Origin of the sequence: Vibrio nitrifigilis (assembly GCF_015686695.1) — a bacterium.
In the GTDB taxonomy this organism is placed as follows: domain Bacteria; phylum Pseudomonadota; class Gammaproteobacteria; order Enterobacterales; family Vibrionaceae; genus Vibrio; species Vibrio nitrifigilis.
Genome location: NZ_JADPMR010000004.1, coordinates 554,042 through 579,751 on the forward strand (window position 1 = coordinate 554,042; position 25,710 = coordinate 579,751).

The window sequence follows — 25,710 nt, forward strand, 5'->3', positions numbered from 1 at the left end:
AATAGGACAAATAGTATAAGTGCATCACATTTATTATGGGTACTGAAATGGTTTCAGCTTGCTAAACACTCTATTTCTCAATTACCCGTTATAATTTTACTGTCTTGTCACTGAATTTTGGTCATTCACTGTATTCAAGATGAATCAGGTATAACGAGATATGTTTTATCCTAAAATAGAAGGTGAGTAACTAACTATATGATAAATCAGAAAAACGCTCCATCTTCAGTCACGGCTTCTCAATTGCCGGTATTACTCGTTCGAGTGGAGCTGTGGCCTGAGTTTGACTTAAAGGGGCTCATTGACAATTTGGTCGATGAAATAGCACCAAAAGGTCATTGGAATGTGACTTTGACTACATTGAATGACACTGTGCTTCAAACACTTCATGAGATGTACCCTGATGTTAATGTGGTGCTCCAAAGGGATGAATTAACGGATAATCAATTGCACGTCGTGGAGATATCTCGCAGTAAAGACAATCATTTAGGATTAGACATCCATTCACCATGGGGGGATGTGACCTTACCTTCTATTATGCTATTGCCGCTGATACAAAAGCTTGAAAGTGCAATGGTACTATCACAAACCAGTGAACTGAGCAGCATATTGCTACAAACCCAGCGGGATGCATTCGTTAAGTTCACCTCCATGAGCGATAGCGATGCAGAACAATCGCTACAAATGTTAGCTAACGAATGTGCTGACCTTAAGCAAGATAACGAACGTTTAACAAAAAGTAATACCGCATTGCATCATGTTACAGAAAGCTTTTCTTTGCCTTTAATTGTCGTGAATCAAAATTTAGAAATTATCCAATATAATCGCAGTTGTGCAGAGGTGTTGTTTAACGCCGATATTTTATTGGGTCAGTCTATATCAACTTTGTATTGGCACTTTGATATCAACTCAGTACTAGACAAGATCAAATATGTGGTACAAACAGGAGAACGATATTGCTTAACTTTAGCGACGACTGAACATTATGTGTATTCGCTTAACATTATGCCTTACCGTCTCAATAAAACGGAAATTAGCGGTGCGATTTTGGTGTTTGAGGATATCACTGAAAGACAAATTGCCGAGCAAGCATTACAAAAAAGTGAAGCACATTTTCGTCAGGTAACAAGTAGTTTGCCCCAACTGATGTTAGAAATGACCGATTCTGGGGATTGTCACTTTGTGAGTAAACAATGGTCTGATTATACTGGCCAGCCTGATTCTTCTCTATTGCGTCACGAATGGATGGCTGCCATTCATCCGGATGAACAAACCATGCTGAATGAGTTATGGGAAGTTCATAGAAAACAACATTCTGATTTTTCATTTCAGTGCCGGGTAAAAGAGGCCAATAGTGAATACCGATGGTTTAGTGTTCGCTTTGCATTGCTGTTAGATAATGAACATGGAAATAATTGGTTTTGCAGTTTCAGCGATATTGAAGGGATTAAACAAGCCCAGCTTTCACTACAGCAGAGCGAAGCTCATGTCAGCAACATAATTGATACGATGCCAGAAGCTGTGTTAGTGGTGAATGATAAAGGATTTATCGATATTGCCAATAAACGTACCGAAGAGGTGTTTGGCTACGCGAGAGAAGAAATCGTTCATCAACCGATCGAAATGTTACTTCCACAAAGGTATCGTCATAATCACGTTGCTCTACGTGACAACTACGTGAAGAAACCAACGATTAGAATGATGGGCGTAGGTCGTGATTTGTTTGCGTTAAATAAATCAGGAGAAGAATTTCCTGTTGAGGTGGCATTAGCCCCGCTTGAGGAAAAAGGTAAACGCTATTCTGTGGTGTCTATTGCAGACATCACTCATCGAAAAGAAGCGGATGCTGAGTTAGTTCTCGCAGCTAATGTGTTTTCTAATACAATGGATGGCATCGTTATTTTGGATTCAAACCGGGAAATCATCAAGGTAAATGCGGCTTTCGAACATATTTTAGGGTTTCGAAATGAAGAGCTCACCGGTGAGAATATCGCGATTTTACGTGGTAAAAAACACAGTAATGATTTCTATTTGGATTTGTGGAATATTGCAAGTAAAACAGGACGTTGGCAAGGCGAAATATGGCAACAGCATAAACGTGGTACAGAAACACCGCTGTGGTTGAGTTTGACGACAATCTATGATCACCATGGTGAAGTTGAGCGATACATCGCGACCATTTACGATATTAGCGAACAGAAACAAGCGCAGGAGCGTATTCACTATCTCGCGCATTATGACGTACTAAGTAATCTTCCTAATCGTACGTTGTTTATCGAAACATTCCGTAAAATGTTGGTTAATTCAAGGAATAAAGACTCAAAGATAGCGCTGCTCTTTATTGATTTAGACAACTTCAAGCAAGTGAATGATACCTACGGCCATCCGGTTGGTGATTCTTTATTATGCCAAGTCTCAGAACGTATGCTCGACGTCACGCACGATGACGATTTAGTCAGTCGCTACGGAGGAGATGAGTTCTTAGTCTTACTAAACAATATAGATAGCCGTGAAAGTGTTGAAAAAATGGCGACTAAACTCATGCAAGCGCTGACTGCTCCGATTGATGTTGGCTTTGGTGATTTCTTCGTCACCGCGAGTATTGGTATTGCCTGTTATCCCGAAGATGGTTCGGACGCCGATAATTTGTTGCAACATGCGGATTTAGCCATGTATCGCGCCAAAGAAGAGGGGCGTAATCAATACCATTTTTACGATAACGAAATGCTAGACGTGATTCAGGAACATACTCAGTTACAAAGTGAATTACGTTTGGCGATTGAAAAAGATCAGCTTGAGCTTTTCTACCAACCTATCATTGAATTAGCGACTAAACGTTGCATAGGTGTGGAAGCCTTAGTTCGTTGGCATCATCCAAAACGTGGTGACATTTCACCAATGAAATTTATTCCGGTCGCAGAAGAAACGACTCTGATCCATTCCATCGGTAAGTGGGTTCTAGAAAACGCGTGTAAACAGATGGCGCAATGGCATAAAGCGGGTATTAAATTGCGCTTCACCTCGATTAACGTTTCAGGCAAGCAGATTATGCAGTCTGATTTTGCTGCGATAGCGAAAGCGACTTTTGAATCAACCCAATGTTCTGCAGAACATGTCATCATTGAATTAACCGAAAGTTTTATCATGCATAAGAGTCAATCTGCCATTGATAAGTTGCAGCAATTGAGACAGCTCGGGGTGGGGATTGCGATAGATGATTTTGGTACAGGTTATTCCTCCCTTTCTTATTTGAAGCGACTTCCCGTTACAAAATTAAAACTCGATCGTTCGTTTGTTATGGATTTACCTAGCGATATTAACGATGTGGAAATTACTCGTGCTATACACCGCTTAGGCGATGCTGTGGGTTTATCTGTTATTGCAGAAGGGATAGAAACAGAAGAACAGCACCAATTCTTGGTCAATGAAGGTGTGACATATGGTCAGGGCTATTTCTATGCTAAACCTATGTCGATTGATGACTTCAATCGCTTCCTTGAGCAGCATAATATGTTAAAACAGTAGGGCACCAAGGGGCCGCAAAGTGCGGGTCGGTATAAATAGGTAACCCAATGTTTTGTAAACAGAGTTATTCTTGGTAGAAAATCTACTCTATCTATTTTCTTATCATTAAAAAGGTAAGAATGGTGTGAGGGAATTCTGTTTCACTATGTTTGCTATGAGATACTATCTTCTTAATACATTCTTGCTGAACCCTGCATCTTGAGGTCATTTGGGTATAAGTAGTTACAGCATTCTATTAAGTTTTATTATGACTAACCGAACTGATTTTACCGATTTAGTGTATGACGATGTTGCTTTAAGGCCTGCCTATCCAAGTGAACTTGTCGATGTTTATCAACTCATCACCGACGATGAAGAATGGACAAAAACAAACGGACCTTACTTTGGGTATGAACGACCTAATTTGAGAGATTTTCAAATGGGACATTTTACCCGTCTGTGTTTAGGTGAGGAGTGCTTGCTGATCACGATAAACGATAAGCCGATCGGTTCCGTATCCTATTACTGGGAAAATAAGGATACCCGTTGGTTGGAAGTCGGAGTGATTATCTATGATTCCCACTATTGGGGGCAAGGCATTGCTTTTAAGGCTTTGATTCCTTGGATCTCGCACCTGTTTAATACATTAACGATTGCTCGAGTTGGTTTAACGACTTGGTCGGGGAATCCAAGGATGATGGCTTGCGCAACAAAACTTGGGTTAAGACTCGAAGGTCGTATGCGTAAAGTCCGTTATTACCAAGGTGAATATTACGACTCAATTAAATACGGTGTCTTGAAAGAGGAATGGTTGGATCTCTGTTCCCAATTTGGTTCTACTCCCACCTTGGCGAAGGTTGAAAAATCACTATCAGCGCACAGTTAATGATTAGTTAATTCTAATGGTTTACAATTTTTATATGAACATTGTCACATTCTTTTAGTGTCTGTGTGATAGGGTAGAGGCCTGATTGCGCTACTCATTGTTAAATCAATTAGTTATTTTTCTCTTGTGTTAAATAAAGAGTGGTTGCACTACCAATAGGGAGAAAGTTGTCATGCAACCATGGCTGGAAATGGCTAAAAAGCTTCAAGCGATAGCACAGGCTGGACATGCTTATAGCAAGGATAAATTTGATTTGGAGCGGTTTGATCAAGTTCAAGATATCGCCTTTCAAATGATTGCGGATTTGGCCGGGACGGACGTTGATAAAATTGAACAGCTCTACATTAATGAAACGGGTTATCCTACCCCCAAAATTGATGTCCGCGGTGCAGTGTTTAAAGACGGAAAAATCTTACTCGTCAAAGAGAGAGAAGATGGCAAATGGACCTTACCGGGTGGATGGGGTGATGTGTGCGAAACGCCAACGCAAGGCGTTATGCGTGAAGTACGTGAAGAATCTGGTTACGAAGTAGCGAATCCACGCTTAGTTGCCATTAAAGATCGCGCAGTGCACGGGTATCATCCACTGTTTACATTTCATATCTACAAGTTATTTTTTCTGTGTGATTTTATTTCAGGAGAAGCAAAAGAAAATATTGAGATTTCTGACATTGGCTTTTTCGGCCGTGATGAGATTCCCGAATTGTCAGAATCACGTACGTTACCTAAAGATATTGAAATGATGTTTGAACACTTTAACGATCCTACATTAGATGTGTATGTCGATTGATATAGAACTCTCGTATTAGAGAGAGTTCTCGTTGTAATCCCTTGGTATGCTTGACGATTTTTTCTTGGCATTATTGGTGTTGCGCATCCAGTTTTTTTAGGCCTTAATAAAACGTTAAAACACAAAATTTAAGCTCTACTTTGGTTAGGCAGCGTTGGTAATATTTTTAATATCTATTTCTTTTTGAGGTAAGCGCTTATTGCGAACAAGTCCTCGGCGTACGTTTTTACACATTTTGCCAAAGCGATTTAATTCATCGAATGTTGGAATTTCCCCACGTTCTATTGCGTACTCCCAATAGGTGAGTTCGGTATCCACGAGCTCCATTAATTTTTTGGGACAACCAATACATTCATTGTCAGGGCCACAAACAAATGTATCGGCTTGATAAAGAGGAAATTCCGATTTAACCACCTCGATAATTAGGCGCATGGCGGTGCTGCGATCAGGTTTTTTACTCATGAAGGTGATAATAATAGTTATAGTAAATGTAAGGCTATTGTATCGAATTTGTTGGAGAATGGGTACTGTATAGGCCCCATCTTTTTTATTTAGGTTTAGGTTACTTGGGTATAAGAGGGAAAAAGAATGAAATTAGCCTTATTGGTTATTGATGTACAAGATGGTCTATTCAATGTTACACCACCTCCATATAAAGCAGAGCAAGTGATAAGCAATATCAATGCCTTAACAAAATGGGCCCAGGAACAATCCTATCCTGTTGTCTTCATTCAACATGAGGAAGAGGAATTACCATTCAATAGTCCTGAGTGGCAATTGCCCACGCAATTACACACTGACCCCAGTGCCTTTTATGTACGTAAAACAACGCCCGATTCTTTTCTACATACCCAATTAGCGGCGCTTCTAGAAAAGGAGAATGTCGATCGTGTGGTTATCTGTGGTTATGCGAGTGACTTTTGTGTTGATACCACCACTCGGCGAGCGGCGGGGTTAGGTTTTCCTGTTTTATTAGTTGCAGATGCTCATACCACTCATGATAAAGCACATGCACTAGCAGCCAATATTCGTCAGCACCATAATGAGACACTCTCATCGATGAGTAGTTTTGGTGTGCCTATCAAGTTGGCAACGACTGAGTGTATTTTGAAAAACTTAAATGGGGCACAACAGTTTTTTGATATCAAATTATAGTGACTTCTCGGCGCTGCCTCAGCGTAAATGTTTTCTGTTAGGCAAGACATTGATTCATTTCTAGTTTAAAAATCTGTATGACGAATGACAACGCTCTTCAAAATAATGGCTTGAAGAGCGTTTTTTTGGCTGCGATATGTCTCATAGGCAATAAAAGGTTACGAGAGGGTATACACCTTGTTACATAAAATGCTATAACGGACTGAGTACTATTATTAACCAGTAAATGTCAGCGCCGTACGCGATGGTCGTTTGCGAGTAACCGTCATTCATTATGCCAAGGTTGTTTATGGAACCTAGTGTGAGTATTAGCCCGTTAGCTCAACAGCATTATGCCGAACTGGTCGCCTTGTCGGTGACACCGTCACAGCTTCGCTATGTGGGCAGTATGGATATGATACTTTCTAGTGTGGGTTTTGACGTGCATCCTTATGTCGTATTATCTCACCATAATAAGGGAATTGAGTGCGTGATCGGTTTTTTCCTCGTCGATACTCGCTATGGCGCTCAGTTTCACTGCGCGCCACTTAATGCGTTGGGTTTACGAGCGTTTTTTATTGATCAGCGTTACCAGCATAACGGTTATGCCCGAGCGGTATTACGCATATTGCCTGCGTATCTTCAAAAACGGTATGCTCAGCACGAGTCAATTTATCTAACGGTTCATCAGGAACATAAAAAAGCTCAAGCCCTCTATCAGCATGCTGGTTTTGTCAATTGTGATGTGACTTATCAAAATAATAATGGTGATGAGCTTGTTGTAATGAAATGGCCTGCAGTGACTGAGCCTTTAGGTGCAAATCAGGAGCGTTTGTCATGATAGAACTGATTTGTGGAGACATTACTCAGGCAAAAGTGGATGCAATTGTTAACGCGGCTAACTGCTCTCTACTTGGTGGTGGCGGGGTCGATGGCGCCATTCATCGTGCAGCTGGTCCAGAATTACTAGCGGCGTGCCAAGCTCTGCCTGAAGTGGATGGGGTTCGTTGTCCGACGGGTGAAGCTCGCCTTACTCCGGCGGGAAACTTATCTGCACAGTATGTCATTCACACCGTTGGACCTATTTATGATCAAGTTCGTCATCCTGAAAGGTTATTAGCTAAAGCCTATGAATCATCATTGGAGCTTGCGGAACAAACCCATTGTAACAGTATTGCGTTTCCTGCGATCTCATGTGGAGTTTATGGCTTTCCCCACGATGAAGCGGCTTTTATCGCTTTAAATACCTGTTTAAATGCAGAAATCCCAAATCTGCATATCCAATTTTATCTATTCAAACCACTCGATCTGACTATCTGGCAACACACGCTCAATAGTCTCCTCTGATCCCAACTCCAAGCTTTCTTTTATAGGTGGAATGGCGTTTTGTCGTTCGACTTTCTTACGGTCTTTAGACCGCGATACTCTCTAAATAAGGACTCAAAGTATGACTCAGTCACAAGTATGGAATTCATCAAAATATGCCAAAGATGCCGAATTTGTATCGCGATTGGGCTTGCCAGTCGTTGATTTATTAGCCCCTCAGCGCGGGGAGCGTATTCTCGATCTGGGTTGTGGCGATGGGACATTAGCACAACATCTGGTTGAGTATGGTTGTCATATCGTCGGCGTTGATGCCAGTGACAGTATGATTGACGCTGCCAAAAGCAAAGGTATTGAAGCCTATGTAAAAAGCGGGGAAGAGCTCAATTATCAGCAAGAGTTTGATGCCGTGTTCAGTAATGCCGCGTTACATTGGATGACAAACAGCGACGCGGTGATCACAGGTGTTGCTCAATCACTAAAAACCGGTGGCCGTTTCGTAGCCGAAATGGGCGGTTATGGCAATATCGCAGCAATTCGTGAGGCCATTGAAACGGTTTTCAACAATCACCCTGAATATGGAAGTTATCAATCACCTTGGTATTTCCCATCACCACAACAGTATGAAAAACAATTACTTTCACATGGATTTAAAGTGGAATATATTGAATTAATCCCAAGGCCAACTCCGGTACAATCAGGAATTATTGAATGGCTTAAGATTTTTGCCGCCCATGCGATTGGTCATTTAACACCGACACAGCAGCAGGTGTTTTTTGGTGAGGTTGAAAGCTTGGTGAAAACAAAACTGTATTCAGAACAGGAAGGCTGGGTGGCGGATTATGTAAGGTTGCGCTTTAAAGCGATAAAGACGGCATAGTAATAAAATAAGGAAATGAATATGTTGCAAATTCGAACCATGGAAATTGATGATTATAACCACGTGATTGAGTTGTGGTATCAAACCGAAAACTTACGAATGAGAGATAGCGATTCACGAGAAAATATTGGTCGATATTTGCAGCATAATCCAGGCCTGAGCTTTGTGGCTTTTAACAATAATAAATTGGTGGGTGCCATTTTAGTTGGCACTGATGGTCGACGCGGATACGTTCAGCATCTGTCTGTTGATAAGCTGTGCCGTGGTCAGGGAGTTGGACGTCAATTAATTGCCCATGCAGTCGACGCCTTAGCCAAGGTTGGCATTGATAAAACCCATTTATTTGTATTCAACGGAAATAAATCGGCTCAAGCGTTCTATGACCGTTTAGGCTGGGAACCTCGTGATGACGTTCGTATGTTCAGTTTTAATAGTAGTAATAATGAAAATATATAAACGGTCATAGCCCAGTAACCTCAAGATGCTGTTTCAGCGCGAATATATTCGCTCTTAGGTAAGGCTCTGATTTGAAGCCATAGTGATTCTGCGTTGAACATCAATATTGCCATTAATGACGGGGGTTTTTGGGCAATTTGCAAAAGAGTCCCTCTTTTTTGAGAGCAATATAACATATTGATAATTGATATAAATTGTGGGTGTGTATATGATTTGCCCCTATGACTAATGCCCTTATAGGGCGCAAACAACGTTGGTAATAACATGGCAAATTTTAATGAATATAAAGTCGTCTCTATTGTTGAAGGCGGTTGCGGCACAATTTTACTCGGTTCAAGTGGCCTTCCTTTGCAACGCTTGGAAGCGGAGTTGAATCGTTATGCGCAAGATGGCTGGCAAGTTGTTTTTCAAGTGATTGAGAAAAAACGGTTTATGCTCTTTTGGCAGCGTGAAGCTGTTATTTTAACTCTCGGCCGCTAATTTGCGTCGCTTATCGTTAGCCTTGATCCGCTTCTATCAAAGAACAGGCGGATCTCGGCGCTGGTTTCAAACGGAGTGTAATTTTGAGCCCACGTGTTCGGAATACACTCGGTTATGCATTGAAAAATATGGCGCACTCAAAGGTTGGAAACTTGGGTTGGCACGTATTCGTCGATGTAATCATCCAGATTTAGTCGAAAAGATTCGTGATGAGGTCCCATAAATGAATATCTTCGAATCGACCCGTGATTTAGAAGAAAAAGAGCAAGCTTTAAGTCAACAAGTCCATGCCTTAGAGGCGACGCGCAAACGCTATTACTTTGCCCAACTAGCGGAGCGAATTAAAGATCCCGATACGTATGCAGTACTAAATTGGTCGTTTATTGGTGGCTTTCACCATCTTTATCTCGGTCGATATGGCTTATTTGCGGGGGAAATCTTTCTATTAATTGTTGCAATTACGACGATTTCACTGGGTATTATTTCCGGTTGGTTTATTATCGGTTTATTAGTGTTATTTGAATTACCTCAGCTATTTTGCTCACAAAAAATTGTCCGCCAGTATAATTATTCTGTTTCTACAAAAATACTTTGTGAAGCGAGAGAAAAACCACTGGTAGAACAATAACGTCTTGTTATACTTAGCGATATTGTCTCGTTGCTTTTTGTAGGGTACAACGAGCACGACTAAGTATTTAAGAGGTATCACATTGGTGTTACACATCAATTGTATTTAAGGTGAGTTATGTCGTTATCAATCACTCTCGCCACCATGCAGGACGTGACAGCTATTCATAGTTTGACATCACAACTTGGTTACCATGCCGATCAAGAGCAATCCCGCCAGTGGTTACATCAAATGCTTCACTCAGACAGCCATGCTGTATTTGTCGCCAAGCGTGATGAATTAACCTTAGGTTGGGTGGCAGTAGAAAAGCGGTTATTTCTTGAGTCGGGCTTTAAAGCCGAAATCACGGGCTTAGTTGTGGCCGATGTTGAACGCCGTGCAGGAATCGGCCGAGCATTGGTCGAACAGGCAAAAGAATGGGCAACAGTCCACGGACTAACAGAGCTAGTGGTGCGCTCAAATATTAGCCGTGAGCACTCCCATCTGTTTTATCAAAGGATAGGGTTCCATCATCAGAAAACGGCGCATCAATATCAGATGGAATTACCTGTACTCCCTTTTTAACGACCGTTTTTAAATACTCTGCATTTCATTGGCAGTTCACATACGTTGCCAATGAATGCTAACTCCAGTCACCCCATGATTCTGTTGCAGCGGGAATGGTTTCTGACCCTAGAAGTAGACAATAAGCAAACTTAACGGAACTCTTGTATTAGTAAGAGGTCTCAATTTTTAATTATCTTATTGAATATACACAAGTAATCTCAAAATACTGTTGCAGTGAGAATGGTTTCGCTTTTAGTCAAGGCCCTGATTTGAACACATAGTTATTCTTCGTCAAAAATCAGTAACACAGACTAAGAATGAATAAAACTCGTCTTTAGGGAGCTTATCAATAAGCCTAGTTTTGCGCTCAAACACGTCGAAAGTTTATGTGATTGAGCTTTACCTACGCGTATTGACGAAGCGATTATTCCTGCATTTTGCGGTCATTTGGGCATATAAGATATTTTTCGAGCGATTAAATAACAGTAGGAAATATATGACAAAACATCACGCATACCTTTTTGATATGGATGGTACTTTAGTCAATTCAGAACCCTTGAAGGGTAAAGCGATTGCAATGGCATGCGAAGAGTATGGTGCAAACATTGATTATCATATCTATCAGGCTGTAATGGGGCAAAATTGGGAGCAAGTGACGCAGCATTTTTTTGATCAAGGAAATATTCAGCCTCCGTTCGACGAATTCAACGTGAAATTTCGCGCTCATTACGAGCGTTTACTTAATGAGCAACTGACGCTTAATCCTGGCGCCCGTGAATACCTAGAATCATTAGCAAAACAGAGCAAGTCACTTGCTTTAGTCAGTTCTGCCGCTCGCTGGATGGTTGAACATATACTGCAGCAGCTTGAATTGACGCATCTGTTTTCGGTCATGATTTGTCGTGAGGATGTACAAAAACATAAACCTGATCCAGAAGCTTACGTATCAGCGCTTAAACAGTTAGGTGTGGACGCTTCCCAAGCTATCATTTTTGAGGATTCTGCAGCGGGCATCGAAGCGGGTGTTGCGGCTGGTTGTGAAGTGATTGCGATTGCGCATGATTTCAATGGTAGTAACGATTTTAGTAAAGCGAAACAGACAATTACAGATTTTGCTCTACTGATGTAATCAAATTTACTCCCATCTTTACTTAAGTAAGGTCAAGACGCTGGTCGAGTGAGAAGGTGTCATTTATGATAGAGTTTTCTATGTAATTGTTGTGATTAAAGCCATACACCAAGATGAAAAAAGAATTAAACCATAACTTACTTGATCAGCTAATGACGATTGCTGAGCGTAAAAAATGCCTCGATCACAATAGTGATTGGTTTCAAGGACCAGATACTTATCTATCTGGTCTGGTTAATGAAATTGCAGAAGTACGACAAGAAATAGAAAGTCGACGCACGGTTTATTTAGAAGATGAGCTCGGCGATGTACTTTGGGATTACGTCAATGTTTTAGTTGCACTTCGTGATAGTCATGGTATCGATGTGGAACGGGTGTTTCAACGTGCGGTGAATAAATACGAACAACGTATTTCAGGGATTGAAAAAGATCAATTGTGGGATGACATTAAACAGATACAAGCAACCACTCTTGCTCAAGAGCATGCGATAGCAATATCTGCGACAGAAAAGGATGAATAAAAACAAAGTATGAATATTGGCATTTACGTCTACGAAAACTCAGAAGTACTCGATTTTAGCGGCCCCTTTGAAGTTTTTTCGACGGCAGCACGTTTACGGCGACCTGATTGGAACGTCTTCACGTTAGGGCAAACACTCAGCCCTATTCAAGCTCGAGGAGGGTTTAATCATACCCCCAAGTTTTCGGTCGCGTCCCATCCACCCATTGATGTTTTAGTTGTGGTTGGTGGTGTCCATCATGATGAAATGGATAAAGCAGATGTAATTGCTTGGATAGTGGATGTCGCACAGTCAGCACAATGGGTTACGTCTGTGTGTACTGGCGCATTTTTATTAGGCAAAGCTGGGCTGTTAGAGGGAAAAAAAGCCACCACACATTGGGAAGATCTACCGCAACTCAAACAGTTGTTTGCCAATACTCAAGTCATCTCGGACTCGCGTTGGGTGCAAGATGGTCATGTGGTGACGTCTGCGGGAATATCAGCAGGTATCGATATGTGTTTGTGGCTTGTAAGCCAGATAGCAGATTTAGAGCTTGCTGAGCTAACGGCAACGCAAATGGACTACGATTGGAAGACTGGACCGAAAGCAGATCTACTCTTTAATGATTTCAGTTAAAGGTGACGTTGTCTCTGCTACTGTTCCTTGTTCCGAATTACGTTTCTGCCGTAGATAATTGTCCACTATTGTTACTTGTTCTTCATTGGCCTCAATACCTAATTTCGTGCGGCGCCAAAGTACATCATCAACGTGATAGACATGCTCAAATTCTAATAAGTAGTCCACTTCTTTGGTAAATAGCCCAGGTATCAGCTCACTCCCTAAATCAGCCGTACAAGAAACGTTACGTAGTAGCGTCGTGCTAACGCGTGAACCGTAACTGGTGAGCCACCGCTGAATTAATTCTGAAGCAATGAAAGGGTAGGCTTGAGTGAGATCGTGATACAACATTGAGTAATCATAGTGCTCTGAACCTGGTAAGGTAGAGGGAATCTTTGGCTCTGGCTCAAGATTGGGTAAATATGGTTCGAGCTTTTCTAATGCCGCTTGAGCCAATTTTCTATACGTGGTGAGTTTGCCACCGAATATCGACAAAATGGATGGACAAGATTCATCGAGTGCCAGAGTGTAGTCACGAGTAATCGCTTGTGGAGAATCGGATTCATCATCACATAATGGTCGCACACCACTATATTGGTAAACGATATCTTCGCGACGAATTTGGTGTTTGAAATGTTGGTTCACAATCTCGATGAGATAATCTTGTTCTTGTTCAGATATCGATGCTTCTCTTGGGTTACCGTGATATTCAACATCGGTGGTGCCGATTAATGAATATTTCTCCAAATAGGGGATGACGAATACGATTCGATGGTCGCTGTTTTGCAAAATATAAGCATAAGGTTCGTCATGAATTTGGGGTACAACGATATGGGATCCTTTAATCATGCGGACGCCATAAGGTGACGTTAACTGAGTTTGTTGAGTCAGAAAGGATTTCACCCATGGGCCAGTGGCATTGACTAACGTTTTGCTCATACGAGTTGAGCGAGTCTGCGTTCTTTGGTCGAATAACTCAACATGCCATAACCCATCTTTGTGATAGGCTTTTTCTACTGTACAGTAGTTGCGAGTTTCGGCCCCATGTTCTTGTGCACTTAAAATGTTCAGAATCACTAAGCGGGCATCATCAACCCAGCAATCTGAATATTCGAATCCCTGCTTAAATGTATCTTTCACGACATTGGGATCAAGGGTGATACGATAGCTTTTCTCCAATGTTGAATCGGCTTGAGCGTCATGCGGTTTAATGATCGCTGGTGCTTTCCCTCTAAAACCTAAATGATCGTAAAGAAATAAGCCCATCCGAATCATCCAGGTGGGGCGCAAGTGGGGTTCATGAGGAAGACGAAATCGCATGGGTTTAACAAGGTGGGGCGCTTTTTTCAGTAGCACCTCGCGTTCAGCCAGAGCTTCACTGACTAGACGAAATTCATAATGCTCTAAATATCGCAAGCCGCCATGAATCAGTTTTGAACTGGCTGATGAGGTAGCGCCAGCGAAATCTTGTGCATCGTAGATTGCAACTTTTAGCCCTCTTTGACTGGCTTCTGCTGCAATTCCGGCTCCGTTAATTCCTCCGCCGACAACGATAATGTCGAAAATAGTCTCATGTTGTGGGTGAGCGGATGTTTTCGGCTGCATTATAAAGCGTCCCTAGCTAGCGATCTCTCTTTCTATTAAAACGTTTTTTTTGCGTAAAAATCCATCACTTTCTATAAGTTATGATAGATGGCTCAATAATAAGGGTAGGCTAGAGATACTTAAATGACCTCTATAGGCATAAAAAAACCGCTTATTAAAATAAGCGGTTTTGCATTGAGGGCGTTTGCTTAAGCAAACACTTCACGAAAATCACGTTTTAGAATAGGATCACGACGTGCCTTTTTCAGTTGCTTCATCATGTCTTTAACGCAGTTATACAGGACTTCGTCTAACATTTGAGTACGATAGTTTTCTTTATCTTCGTCACTCATGTCTTTTGGTAAATTGAGTGTTGGAAACTCTTCCATGACGTTCATCCCTGCAAAAGCTTGGCTTACAGTGATGAGAGCATGAAACTGATCGAAGCTATCCAGGATATTTTGTGCACTGGCTGGTAGGCTATCCCAAGATTCGCGTACAGCTTCTTCAGACACTTCGTGAATGGATTGAATCATGTGATACATGGCTTCGGGCACTTGCTCAAATTCGATCACATGACGTAGCTCAGGTGATAGAGACTCCAAGTCTACAACTGGAGTTTCGGTTGGGGTGGTATCGGACATGATTGGTGATCCTAATTATGTAAAATGGCGATCCTAAAAAGTTCTCGGCAGAAGTCAATAAACATCGTTAATCAATCGGTTGCTTGGCGATATTTTCAGCGTTTCATTACATGGTTTGCGTTAGAAATGACGAACCAGACAGCATAAAGCCGCTAGCCCCACCATTGGGGCTAGAGAAAAATATTAATTTGTTAATTTGAACTGTTTAACTCGGGACATAAGACGGGTTGACATATCCGCCAACTCTTCGCTGTTACGTTGTAATTCATGTGCGTCGTTTGCAGTATTCACGCTGATTTCTGTGGCATTATCAATGCTGCCACTGATAGCGCAGGTAGTTGCGTTTTGTTCTTCTATTGCTATCGCCACTTGGGAATTCGCATCATGCAGTTCATCAATGGTATTTTTAATCGTATCCATCGATTCTGTGACTTGATTGGCTTGGCAACTGGCGTGGGTTGTTGTGTCTTGACAGTGCACGACCGATGCATTCACTTGTTCGACGCTTTGTTGCAATTGTGCGATCAATGCTTCTATTTCGTCAGTGGATGTTTGAGTGCGATGAGACAGTGAGCGAACTTCATCGGCAACCACTGCAAAACCTCGGCCTTGTTCGCCCGCGCGAGCGGATTCGATTGCTGCATTTAAGGCGAGTAGGTTGGTCTGCTCAGCGATGCCATGAATGGTGGTGATGATGGAGCCAATGCTTTCTGATTGTTTAAGCAATTGCTGTGTGGTCGCTGCGCAATCATTCATATCTTGATTGATGGTTGAAATACTGTTTAGCACGGCGCTGATGGTTTCAACGGTGATAGATGTTGATTCTGATGCACTACTGGTAAATTGTGAGGTTTGTTCTGCACTACACGCAATTTCTTCCGACGAGGCTGTCATTTGGTGTAGCGCGACACTAATCTGCTCCATTTCACCTTTCAACGTCGTCGTGGAATTATTTACATTACCAGCGATGTGATTCAGTGAGCCAGACATAGTGTTGACGCTGCCTGACGCATTACTGACTTCACCCATGACTTCTGCTAACGATTCGAATGAGAGGTTAAGGTGATGACTTAATGTCGTAAATTCGTCTTTTTTACGTAAATCTACGTCATTGCGGTAGGTGAGATCGCCGGCTGCAAGTGCTCGAATACCAACGGTTAAACGATTCATCCCCGTATTGATCATCCTTGAGCAGCCCACTGAGCAAACTATTGCTGTCAGTAACGCAACCCCAGTGAGAATCTCGATAAGTAATTGAAACAGTGCTTTCTCTTGTGCAATCACGTTGGCTTCATACTGCTGCATTTCGAGTAAATCGGCTTTTATCATTTCAATGTTATCAGCCGCACGACTGCCAAATTCGGCAAGTTGCTGCTTCTCTTGCAATAAGATGACAATGAGCGACTTAAGTTTATCGAAAGCGGCTAAGAAAAGTTTTTCATGTTTTTCAAAGTCAGTAAACAACGCACGCTCTTGCCCATTATGTAATTGAGATTTAACGGATTGTAGGTATTTGGGTAACTCTCCACTCACTAAATGTTCAAATTCTTTTGTGTCGTGCTGGCTATCGTAGATGGCTTCGATTGCTTTGACTTCGATTGACAGCATGACTTCAAGAAGTTTGGCAATGGCATATTCAAAGTTAGAATCTTGAGATTGTTTGGCAGTAATCAGGAGGTTATCGAGATCTTGTTTAACAATTTTAAACTCTTTTAAAAATTGATTTTGGTAAATGTCATCAAAGCTATGAATCTGCTCAATCACCTTTTCAAATAGTGCGACGTAAGAATGAATATCCTTCGATAACTGCTCAGCTTCTTCAGTCAGTTTAGGGTTCGTTTTCAGGATCGGGCTGTGTTCTAGCGTATTTAATGCCTTTTCGAGCTTGAGGCGTTCGCTATTAAACATGGCTAGCTCTTCATCTAAGTGGTCAAAAAAGAATTGGGTCGCGGAGATACGCGCACTTAGAAAGGTAGACTGTACGTCACTAACTAGCGCGAATAGATGCGATTCCTTCAATACGTGTTTAAATGCGGTAGCGGAGTGGTTTAAACCGATCAGCGATGTACCAGAAGTGAATGCAAAACTGACCACACACACACTAAAGCCGAGTATCACTTTAGTTCTTACTGATTGCCAATTAATCATACGCACTCCCAACATCACCTTCTGATGTAAAAAATTATTTTTGCGACCTAGTTATTATGATTGAGCTTGATGTAAACAAAATATGTTGCTAGGTGATGTGTATCACCTTTGATAGCAAATACATCTTTGTGGGTGTCTTATAATTAAGAAAAAAGGGTTATATCTTCATTCATGTTGATGATAAAGAGGGATAGTTTACGATGTTTTTATATCTAACACTATGATATAAAGAACAAAATTAAGACATTACTCTAAAAGGATAACTAATGAGATTGATCGCGCCTTCTACTTTATATCAACAGCAATTCATTGCTTTTTACCGAGAAATAGAGGCGGCTGGAGAAGAAAACCGTGAGCTATACCAACCAGCTCAAGAGGATTTTCAAAATTACGTTAACGAGATCACGCTGCATGTGCAGGGAAAGAATTTGCCGGAAGGGTGGGGGCCGAGCTCAACATTTTGGATGGTGGATGACAGTGATAACATTGTTGGCGTGGTAAGAATTCGTCACAATATAAACGCCCCAATATTGCGTAATGAAATTGGCCATATCGGCTATGACATCGCGCCCTCATGTCGCAGAAAAGGTTACGGCACTCTGATTCTTAAGATGGCTTTGAGTCAAGCACATGAACTGGGTATCAGTAAATTAAGGCTGACAGCCGATGAAAATAACCTTGGTTCGCGCAAAATTATCGAACGCAATGGTGGTATGTTGGATGAGCTTAAGCAAAGTGATGAATTTAATCGCAGAACAGCGACTTATTGGATAGATATTAAATAGAATTATTAACAGTATTACAGGTTGTTAATATTTTCATAAATAGATAATTAATGAATCTGATAAATATAATTATAATAAATATAAATTTTGATAACTTTTCTTATCATAAATATTTTTATCAAAACAATAGGACTGGGGAAATAAAATCCCCCAAGCATCCCGAATGTTTTTTATATGATGGTTTAGTTGCTGAATTGTAATTCGCCACGCTCGTTTTTCCATAAATGAGCTTTGTTGGTTTTAATTAGATGCGCAGCAGCGGCGGGGCTCACAGCGGCAGTTTGTCCTTTGCTGCATATTGTTGGAGTATCCCATTCGTTATCACGATAAAGACCTGCTTCGTCATATTCAATTACTACTTTCATAGGAACCTCTTTTTATTTAAATGCCGAGTAACTTCTTGTTACATTAATATCGTTCAGGAAGAAAATCATCTAATAAAAATGAAAATTAAGTTTAATAAATAGTGTTTTTAATAAGTGCTTTAGTAATCACTAAACATTTTGTTTCATAATCATTGCTAAATATTACATAGACTTATCACTGTTATTTACCACGGATATGGTTGTGTGATTATGGTCACATCTTCGTGTGGAATGAGATGTATAACGATTTTTTGTTGGATTTTTTATAAAAAATGTGTCAACCAAGAGAGGTAGCAGGGAAATGCGAGCGATTGTTGGACGGAGTTAGGGCCATTTCACGCTATTTGGCGAGATAACATACTGAATAGTGTTCCAAAAATGGAACACGCGTCCGCTTTGCCGGTCTTGACATAAATTTGTTTTGATCTCACGCATTAGAGTGGTTATGTTATTGATAATTCAGCGCTATAGGTAGTCGCTAATCACTATATAAAGGAGTGAATCATGACAGAGCATGCCTGTGTTTCTTTTATGTTGATCAAGGATGGCGAAATTCTTGTTGAACAACGATCAATGACAAAAGAGCACGATGCCGGTTTAATTGCGATTCCTGGTGGTCACATGGAACCTGGAGAGAATCCAGAGCAAACTCTCGTCCGTGAGATGGCAGAAGAGCTGGAAGTGACACCGACTGACTATCGTTATTTATGTACTTTGTATCACTTAACGACAGAGACTCAGAAAATTCATTACTATGTAATTAATAGTTGGGAAGGGACGATCAGTGCTCAAGAAGCTGATGAAGTGTATTGGAGAGAATTGTCGACGGCGAATCTTGATATTGGATCTGATCGTTCTGCTGTAAACGAATACTTTCGTGTAATAAAAACACAACCTGACTTTTTTGTAGCGTAATCTTAAAGATATTTAGGGATAAATATGAATAAAATTAGGAAGTTGGGCTATCAGTACCTAAATATGATAGAAGATTTAGGTTTATTGTTGATCGCGGTACTGACCGTGATTGCCATGGGAACGGAAGTCGTGACCATTTATCAGCAAAAAGCAGTCATGCTCGGCGATTTATTGTTGCTCTTTATCTACTTAGAAGTACTTGCGATGGTTGGGCTCTATCTGAAAAGTGGGCGGTTACCTGTGAGAATGCCGCTTTATATCGTCATTGTGGCCTTAGCTCGATATATGGCACTCGATATGAAGAATTTAGACGCGATTAACATGATCAGTATTTCGGCAGCTATTTTAATTGTTGCAACGTCAATCCTAGTGATTCGATTTGGACACAAAAAATTCCCCTATGGGGATAGCGATGCCGATCAGTAAGCGATTCTCTCGATTAGAGCGCCAGCAATGGCGCTTTTTTTATGCCTTCCTAAAAGATGTGTCCTTGTTAAACGCTTTTATTAAATGTTGCGCTGAAATAGTATGAGGTAAAGATAAGGTTATGATATTATTGTTTTTTCTTTATTGTAACTAAGCAAGGATTGGCAATGCCGCTGATTACTACCCCCAGAACGATTATTGATGTGCTAACGGTCGATGATGCGCAAGCACTGCAACATTATTATGTCAGTAATAAAGAACATTTAGCGCCATGGGAGCCCGTGAGAGATGATGATTACTTTTCCTTAATCAACATGCAGCAATTGATAGCACAAGGGATTGAGGGCTTTGCACAGAAGTCTAATTTTCGTTTTGTCGCCTTTACGCCAGATCGCAACACGATTATCGGTTGCGCGAACTTTACTGGTGTGATGAGAGGTGTTTTTCAAGCGTGCTTTTTAGGCTACAGCATCGATAAGCAGTTTGAAGGTCAAGGGTATATGACGGAAATATTGGATGGGACTATTCAATATATGTTTGAGCATGAAAAATTGCATCGCATCATGGCGAGCTATATGCCAAAGAATAAGGCCAGTGCCCGTGTATTAGAAAAGTGCCAATTTGAAGAAGAAGGTTATGCTCGTCAGTACCTGAAAATTGCTGGATGTTGGGAAGATCATGTGATGACTGCAAGACTCAATCCTAACTTTGAATAGAGATCACGTGTTACCGTATATTTCGCGGTATAAATATTCCATGTGTGATGTGAGGCTAATTTTTAACCTTTTTGATATTTTTGTCATCAATATTTCTTGGTTATAGTTAGACGAAAGAACTGGGTTGTCGGGTGAGTTCTTGTCTTCTTATAACTAGGAGGCGACAAGATGGTCGCTGAAATGACAGTGCGTTCGTCTGCGCGGACTACTGATGAATACTTAACCGCGTTAGCGCAACTGGTTAAGAATGAAGTTAGAGATGTCTCGGAACTCAATGCTCTCTTGGAAATCATTGCGGATGTGTTTGCCGCTGATTGTGTTTCTGTATCTATTTGCTTAAATCAGGCCGACAGACTTGTATCCTGTTATCCAACCAAAAAAATCTCGCTTCCCGATCTTCATGTGCTTAATAGCTGTGTATTCGAGAAACATGACTTACTTTTCATCCGCGATATTGCAAGCGATACTCAATGGTCTCACACTGCGAATATAATCGGTCATATTCCGTTAACTCGCTATGTTGGTATTCCTATTACTTTAAGCGACGTTCCTGTTGGCGTGCTCGGTATTTTTAATCCCGATAGTACGGTGACTAAAAATGAATTCAGTCGTCTTAGATTATTTGCCTTGTCTATTGAGGGGATGTTATTAGCTAACGTACATTCCTACCAAACTGAACAAACTAAACTTGAATTAGAGCAGCAACAAAAGATATGCGATCGTGAAGCTCGTCTATTGCATGAAGTTGAAGATATTTCTGGTGTTGGCGCATGGGAATATGATGTAAACGAGCAACAACTCTTTTGGACCAAAAAGACTCGTGAAATTCATGGTGTGGATTCAAGTTACGTACCTGACTTAGAATCGGCTAATACGTTCTACCCAGTTGAATATCGTCATGTGATCGATGAGAAAATACAACATGCGATCAAAACCCATTCAAATTGGAATTACGAATTACCTTTTACTCGTTCTGATGGAAAGGAACTTTGGGTAAATATATCTGGTCGGACTATCTATAAAAATGGCAGCTTGTATCGATTAATAGGCGGCTTTGAGAATATCAGTGACCGTCGGAAGAAAGATAGTCGATTGCGTGAAAGCGAGCGATTGCAAAGTGAAAAAAGTAACGAACTATCAACGATTATCACCAATATGACTCAAGGCGTTGCCGTGTTTGGTCCTGATTTCAGACTGAAATATTGGAATCAGCAATATGTTGATATTTTGCCTAGAGATCCTGTACGAATGCAATTAGGAACCTCATTTCGCGAGATCTTAGACGATGTTCTGGCCCAAGATTACTCTGATCATGCAGCGGATGATATATTCCTGCAAATGAAAAAATATTTTTGCCATAACGAAACGATGCAAATCACTTATACACTAGCAAACCGTCGTATTGTCTCATCGTTATATAGCCCGTTACCTGAGGGGGGGTGGGTAACGACTGTTGAAGATGTGACAGAACGAGAAGAAGCGGCCAAAAAAATCACTTACGCCGCTCATCACGATACGTTAACAGAATTAGCGAATCGGACGCTTTTTAACACAACGTTAAATGAAGCTCTCCACGAAGTAAAATTCGAAGCGAGCAGAACTCAGTATGTGTTGATGTTACTTGATCTTGATGGTTTTAAATCGGTCAATGATACCTATGGGCATATTATTGGTGATGAAATATTAAAGCATGCGTCTTCACGTTTACTTAATTCCGTTCGTGAGCAAGATTTAGTTGCACGGTTCGGTGGTGATGAGTTTGCTATTTTATTATCCGGCTCTACAGATATGCTAGGCTGTGCTGAGCGTGTTGCTCAAGATATATTAATTTCGATTCAACAACCCTATAGGATTGATGACTTACGTATTGAGATAGGGATTAGTATTGGTATCTCTATGGTTCGCCATCAAGATTCAACGTTAAGTGATGTTATCCATCGCTCTGATACGGCTCTGTATAACGTGAAGCGCAACGGGAAAAATGACTATTTAATTTATAGCGAAGAGCAGACAATATAATTGTTCAATTTTTATCAATTTATATAATTTTTAATGCCAGTAAATAATAAATTCCTTATTTAGTAACTTGTATTATTTGTTTAAATAATAATCTATTTATCTGCTGTTTATTACAGTACGGCGTATATTTAATTGTTATTCATATTAATTAATGTGGCATAGATCTAAATAATAATATTTTTAATAGTATATCCATACCATTTATTAATTTGTAGTGATAAAAAGAGTCAATAAAAATTACAAAATATTACAATAGTTGGCTTTGGCTGTTATAGATAGGTTCAAATTACTCATCTGTTCGTATTTATAGTATCTCATGCGTTTTATCACATAGGAAATAACAATGATGTTACCTTCTTTATTCACCAAAAGAGCGGTTGGTTTGGCAATCAGCTCTGTATTCGCTATTGCTCCTGTACATGCAGCATCTTTATATACCAATGAAGCGTTAACAGAAGCAAATATTGGTTATGCTACACAAAATGGCGGCACCACAGGTGGTGCTGAAGCAACAAGTTCTCATATTTATCTTGTTAGCAATATCGACGATTTTAATAATGCACTTGAAGAAGATGACGGCGAAGCGCGAATTATTCAAATCAGTGGCACTATTGATATAAGTGGTGGCGAAGAATACACCAGTGAAAGCGACCAAAAGAAACGGTCACAAATTAAAATTCCATCAGATACCACTATTATTGGTGTTACAAGCGATGCCGGATTTACCAATGGTTCATTGGTGATGTCACATGTAAACAATGTCATTATTCGTAATATTAGTATCGAAACACCGGTTGATGTCGAGCCTCACTTTGAAGAAGGGGACGGTTGGAACGCTGAATGGGATAGCATGACCATTACCTATTCAAAAAATGTTTGGGTCGACCACGTCTCATTTGATGATGGTTCATATACTGATGCTGATTATACAGAAGTTGATGGCTATGAATATGTTCGTCATGATGGCATGTTAGACATTAAACACGGTAGTGATTATGTGACTGTGTCATTTTCTGTGTTCCAAAACCATAATAAAACCATGCTAATTGGGCATAGCAAAAGTAATAAATCTGAAGATAGCGGCCACCTTCGAGTGACTCTAGCTGATAACATTTTTAGCAAAATAACACAGCGTACTCCGCGTGTTCGTTATGGTAAAGTTCATGTGTTTAATAACCTATTTGAAGGTGATTATAAAGATGATACTTACCCATATATGTATTCTTTTGGTCTAGGTTACGATGGTTCTATTATTTCTCAATACAATATCTTTGATATCGATAACCTAAAATCAAGCAAACAGTACAAAGTGGTTAAAGTGTACAAAACAAACTCAGAGTTAAGTGAAACAGGTTCTTTATTTAATGATGAATCTTTGGATCTTTCTGATGCTGATATTCCAGCAGAAGCGTCTTGGAGTGTTCCATACAGTTATACACTGTATTCAACAACTGGATTGTCAACTTATCTAAAAGCAGCAGCTGGCGCAGGTAATTTGTCGCTTTAATGACCATTAATGTGTGTTGATATATCTTTATTTGAGAGGGCTTTAAAGCCCTCTTTTTAATAATAGATACTGAAATGGGTCAGAGGTATATTAACGCAGTGGAATATATATAATGACTTCAACGCCGTTACTACTATTATTCATGGTGATTTCCCCACCAAGATGGCGCACGATATCGTAAGCGTAAGTCAGACCAAGCCCCATCCCTTTGCCCACCGGAAGAGTGGTATAAAATGGGTCGAAAATATGCTTTAAGTCTTGCTCGCGAATACCTAAGCCGTTGTCTTTGATTGTCAGGGTTATTTTGTGAGCGTCATAGTCACCAAGAATCTCAACGCGCTTGTCTTCCTTTTCACTTTGTAAACAAGATTGCACGGCGTTTTTAATCACTTCTTTACATAGACGGTCGATTTCGCGCGGAATACCTAAAAAGCGAGGCAGGTTTTGCAGGCCAGGTGAGAGGGATATTTTAACTGAATTATCTTGATACACTTGGTTGATGGCGCGGTCGATGGAAGGAAAGAGTTCCACCGGAACTAAACTTTCTCGTTTTTCATTACGATCAGTTGAATAGTGCTGTAGCGCTTGAACAATATCGTGAATTCTATCCACACAGTGTACTGCATCATGGATACTGTCATGTATGTCTGAATCGACAAAATCAAAATCGTTCATTTTTCGCCACTGATCGAGCGCTTGTGAGTCGGATTTATCCAGATGTTCGTTAATTAATTCATCTTGTCTTTTTATCAGTTCTTGATATAGCTCTATGTAGCTTAAACAAACATTGAGGTTACCACTGATCACGCCTGCTGGATTGTTAATTTCATGAGCAAAACCTGAGGCCATGATACCCAGTGACGCAATTTTTTCCGTTTCTACTAATTTAGTTTGGGTTTCTTTTAACGCTTTATTGGTATCGGTTAATCGTGAGTTCACTAGGACTAATTCAGAGGTACGCTTGGCAACCTTATCTTCTAGGCTGTCGTTGATGCTTTCAAGTTGCCTTTGGTAGGTCTGATTTTTCTCTTTGGTTGCTTTGAGTTCTGCAATCATATCGTTAAACGCTTGCGATAAGCTCGATACTTCATCTTTTCCTCTGGTATCTAAATTGATATCGAGATCGCCAGCGGTGACTTGTTTAGCGGCAACATTTAACTGATTAAGCCGTTGCGTCAAAATATAACCGAGAAAATAAGAGAAGATGGCCACCAGAATGATCTCTGAGGTGATAATGATTAAACTCCAGTGTTTAGCGTCATCTATAGTATGGTTGAGCGCTTTCATGCTAAAACCTATCCAGATAGTACCAAAATGGACGCCGGAAGAGCTTAAAGGGATAGAAACGTCATACACTCCATCTTTCACATCAGTCACACTTTTTTCTAGCATCGATTGACTGAATGTGGCAGGGAAATCCCCCGCGGTAGATAGGACTAAGCCATTTTCATTGAGCACGGCAACGTAGTCAATGCCTTCATTTTGCATTAAGGTTTCGGTGAAATCGTTGAGTGTCGCTAAATCGTAGCTTAATACTGGGTTTTCGATTGCACTACTGTACAAACTTAAGGTAGAAGCGACTCGTTGTTCTAATCCATCGTAGTTTGTAGACGTAAGATATTTGAATGTTAACGTCAATAAGACTGTTAATGAAATCAGCTCAATAAGTGCAATCCCTATGATGGTTTTAAAGCGTAGAGACATCCCAACATATACCTTATATG

27 protein-coding genes are annotated in these 25,710 nt (G+C 40.6%); 21 read left to right on the forward strand and 6 right to left on the reverse strand.

Going from position 1 to position 25,710, the window contains the following annotated elements; genetic code table 11:
* Positions 1–198: 198 nt before the first annotated feature.
* The 3 genes from I1A42_RS18750 to I1A42_RS18760 all read left to right on the forward strand — a co-directional run bounded on the left by I1A42_RS18750 (position 199) and on the right by I1A42_RS18760 (position 5,180).
* A complete protein-coding gene (locus tag I1A42_RS18750; RefSeq protein ID WP_196124402.1) occupies positions 199–3,525 on the forward strand; it encodes a bifunctional diguanylate cyclase/phosphodiesterase in 3,327 nt (1,108 codons plus the stop codon).
* Positions 3,526–3,772: 247 nt separating this feature from the next.
* Positions 3,773–4,390 (forward strand): GNAT family N-acetyltransferase, encoded by a 618-nt coding sequence (locus I1A42_RS18755; RefSeq protein ID WP_196124404.1) that lies wholly within the window; start codon positions 3,773–3,775, stop codon positions 4,388–4,390.
* A 172-nt stretch (positions 4,391–4,562) separates the two neighbouring features.
* On the forward strand, positions 4,563–5,180 hold the full coding sequence (locus tag I1A42_RS18760) for an NUDIX hydrolase (protein WP_161157818.1): 618 nt from the start codon (positions 4,563–4,565) through the stop codon (positions 5,178–5,180).
* A 144-nt stretch (positions 5,181–5,324) separates the two neighbouring features.
* Here the strand turns inward: I1A42_RS18760 and I1A42_RS18765 are convergent, their stop codons facing one another.
* Positions 5,325–5,642 carry a hypothetical protein gene (locus I1A42_RS18765; protein ID WP_196124406.1) on the reverse strand — a complete coding sequence of 106 codons (318 nt, stop codon included), beginning with the start codon at positions 5,640–5,642 and terminating at the stop codon, positions 5,325–5,327.
* Positions 5,643–5,768: 126 nt separating this feature from the next.
* Here I1A42_RS18765 and I1A42_RS18770 point away from each other — a divergent pair, with 126 nt between their 5' ends.
* The 12 genes from I1A42_RS18770 to I1A42_RS18825 all read left to right on the forward strand — a co-directional run bounded on the left by I1A42_RS18770 (position 5,769) and on the right by I1A42_RS18825 (position 12,895).
* Complete coding sequence (locus I1A42_RS18770) at positions 5,769–6,335, forward strand: cysteine hydrolase family protein (RefSeq protein WP_161157816.1); 567 nt, start codon at positions 5,769–5,771, stop codon at positions 6,333–6,335.
* Positions 6,336–6,636: 301 nt separating this feature from the next.
* Positions 6,637–7,155 carry a GNAT family N-acetyltransferase gene (locus tag I1A42_RS18775; RefSeq protein WP_161157815.1) on the forward strand — a complete coding sequence of 173 codons (519 nt, stop codon included), beginning with the start codon at positions 6,637–6,639 and terminating at the stop codon, positions 7,153–7,155.
* On the forward strand, positions 7,152–7,661 hold the full coding sequence (locus tag I1A42_RS18780; protein WP_161157814.1) for an O-acetyl-ADP-ribose deacetylase: 510 nt from the start codon (positions 7,152–7,154) through the stop codon (positions 7,659–7,661). The genes I1A42_RS18775 and I1A42_RS18780 overlap by 4 nt, the downstream gene beginning before the upstream one ends.
* A gap of 100 nt (positions 7,662–7,761) precedes the next feature.
* Positions 7,762–8,517, forward strand: coding sequence for a class I SAM-dependent methyltransferase (locus I1A42_RS18785; RefSeq protein WP_196124408.1), 756 nt, complete (start codon positions 7,762–7,764; stop codon positions 8,515–8,517).
* Positions 8,518–8,538: 21 nt separating this feature from the next.
* Positions 8,539–8,973, forward strand: a complete 435-nt coding sequence (locus I1A42_RS18790; protein WP_196124410.1) for a GNAT family N-acetyltransferase — start codon at positions 8,539–8,541, stop codon at positions 8,971–8,973.
* 264 nt (positions 8,974–9,237) lie between these two features.
* Positions 9,238–9,453 carry a DUF4177 domain-containing protein gene (locus tag I1A42_RS18795; RefSeq protein ID WP_161157811.1) on the forward strand — a complete coding sequence of 72 codons (216 nt, stop codon included), beginning with the start codon at positions 9,238–9,240 and terminating at the stop codon, positions 9,451–9,453.
* 1 nt (position 9,454) lies between these two features.
* The gene (gene yidD, locus I1A42_RS18800) at positions 9,455–9,676 is read left to right on the forward strand and encodes a membrane protein insertion efficiency factor YidD (protein WP_268982066.1); all 222 of its coding nucleotides are present in this window, start codon (positions 9,455–9,457) and stop codon (positions 9,674–9,676) included.
* Entirely contained in the window at positions 9,677–10,081 is a 405-nt protein-coding gene (locus I1A42_RS18805) for a hypothetical protein (protein ID WP_196124412.1), read from the forward strand.
* Between the two features lie 117 nt (positions 10,082–10,198).
* Complete coding sequence (locus tag I1A42_RS18810) at positions 10,199–10,645, forward strand: GNAT family N-acetyltransferase (RefSeq protein WP_196124413.1); 447 nt, start codon at positions 10,199–10,201, stop codon at positions 10,643–10,645.
* Between the two features lie 478 nt (positions 10,646–11,123).
* Complete coding sequence (locus I1A42_RS18815; RefSeq protein WP_196124414.1) at positions 11,124–11,756, forward strand: HAD family hydrolase; 633 nt, start codon at positions 11,124–11,126, stop codon at positions 11,754–11,756.
* Between the two features lie 113 nt (positions 11,757–11,869).
* Positions 11,870–12,277 (forward strand): MazG nucleotide pyrophosphohydrolase domain-containing protein, encoded by a 408-nt coding sequence (locus I1A42_RS18820; RefSeq protein WP_196124415.1) that lies wholly within the window; start codon positions 11,870–11,872, stop codon positions 12,275–12,277.
* Positions 12,278–12,286: 9 nt separating this feature from the next.
* Positions 12,287–12,895: a DJ-1/PfpI family protein gene (locus tag I1A42_RS18825; protein ID WP_196124416.1), complete on the forward strand. Its 609-nt coding sequence runs from the start codon at positions 12,287–12,289 to the stop codon at positions 12,893–12,895.
* Here the strand turns inward: I1A42_RS18825 and glpD are convergent.
* From glpD to I1A42_RS18840, 3 genes are all read right to left on the reverse strand, one after another.
* Entirely contained in the window at positions 12,872–14,482 is a 1,611-nt protein-coding gene (gene glpD, locus I1A42_RS18830) for a glycerol-3-phosphate dehydrogenase (protein WP_196124417.1), read from the reverse strand. The two genes, I1A42_RS18825 and glpD, sit on opposite strands and share 24 nt — an antisense overlap.
* Before the next feature lie 188 nt (positions 14,483–14,670).
* Positions 14,671–15,105 carry a DUF3069 domain-containing protein gene (locus I1A42_RS18835; RefSeq protein ID WP_161157803.1) on the reverse strand — a complete coding sequence of 145 codons (435 nt, stop codon included), beginning with the start codon at positions 15,103–15,105 and terminating at the stop codon, positions 14,671–14,673.
* A gap of 183 nt (positions 15,106–15,288) precedes the next feature.
* Positions 15,289–17,253 carry a methyl-accepting chemotaxis protein gene (locus I1A42_RS18840; protein ID WP_196124418.1) on the reverse strand — a complete coding sequence of 655 codons (1,965 nt, stop codon included), beginning with the start codon at positions 17,251–17,253 and terminating at the stop codon, positions 15,289–15,291.
* A 266-nt stretch (positions 17,254–17,519) separates the two neighbouring features.
* On the opposite strand from I1A42_RS18840, the gene I1A42_RS18845 reads away from it, so the two are divergent.
* Entirely contained in the window at positions 17,520–18,038 is a 519-nt protein-coding gene (locus I1A42_RS18845; protein WP_196124419.1) for a GNAT family N-acetyltransferase, read from the forward strand.
* Between the two features lie 182 nt (positions 18,039–18,220).
* On the opposite strand, the gene I1A42_RS18850 is transcribed toward I1A42_RS18845, so the two are convergent.
* Positions 18,221–18,403 (reverse strand): hypothetical protein, encoded by a 183-nt coding sequence (locus I1A42_RS18850; protein ID WP_161158620.1) that lies wholly within the window; start codon positions 18,401–18,403, stop codon positions 18,221–18,223.
* Between the two features lie 504 nt (positions 18,404–18,907).
* Between I1A42_RS18850 and I1A42_RS18855 the strand changes: the two genes are divergently transcribed.
* The 5 genes from I1A42_RS18855 (at position 18,908) to I1A42_RS18875 (ending at position 23,986) form a co-directional block, all read left to right on the forward strand.
* On the forward strand, positions 18,908–19,318 hold the full coding sequence (locus I1A42_RS18855) for an NUDIX hydrolase (RefSeq protein ID WP_196124420.1): 411 nt from the start codon (positions 18,908–18,910) through the stop codon (positions 19,316–19,318).
* A gap of 24 nt (positions 19,319–19,342) precedes the next feature.
* A complete protein-coding gene (locus I1A42_RS18860) occupies positions 19,343–19,744 on the forward strand; it encodes a phosphate-starvation-inducible protein PsiE (protein WP_161158622.1) in 402 nt (133 codons plus the stop codon).
* A 167-nt stretch (positions 19,745–19,911) separates the two neighbouring features.
* Positions 19,912–20,460 carry a GNAT family N-acetyltransferase gene (locus tag I1A42_RS18865; RefSeq protein WP_196124421.1) on the forward strand — a complete coding sequence of 183 codons (549 nt, stop codon included), beginning with the start codon at positions 19,912–19,914 and terminating at the stop codon, positions 20,458–20,460.
* A gap of 168 nt (positions 20,461–20,628) precedes the next feature.
* Entirely contained in the window at positions 20,629–22,479 is a 1,851-nt protein-coding gene (locus tag I1A42_RS18870; protein ID WP_196124422.1) for a sensor domain-containing diguanylate cyclase, read from the forward strand.
* Between the two features lie 343 nt (positions 22,480–22,822).
* A complete protein-coding gene (locus I1A42_RS18875; RefSeq protein ID WP_196124424.1) occupies positions 22,823–23,986 on the forward strand; it encodes a pectate lyase family protein in 1,164 nt (387 codons plus the stop codon).
* Positions 23,987–24,076: 90 nt separating this feature from the next.
* On the opposite strand, the gene I1A42_RS18880 is transcribed toward I1A42_RS18875, so the two are convergent.
* Positions 24,077–25,690, reverse strand: coding sequence for a HAMP domain-containing sensor histidine kinase (locus I1A42_RS18880; protein ID WP_196124426.1), 1,614 nt, complete (start codon positions 25,688–25,690; stop codon positions 24,077–24,079).
* Positions 25,691–25,710 lie beyond the last annotated feature (20 nt).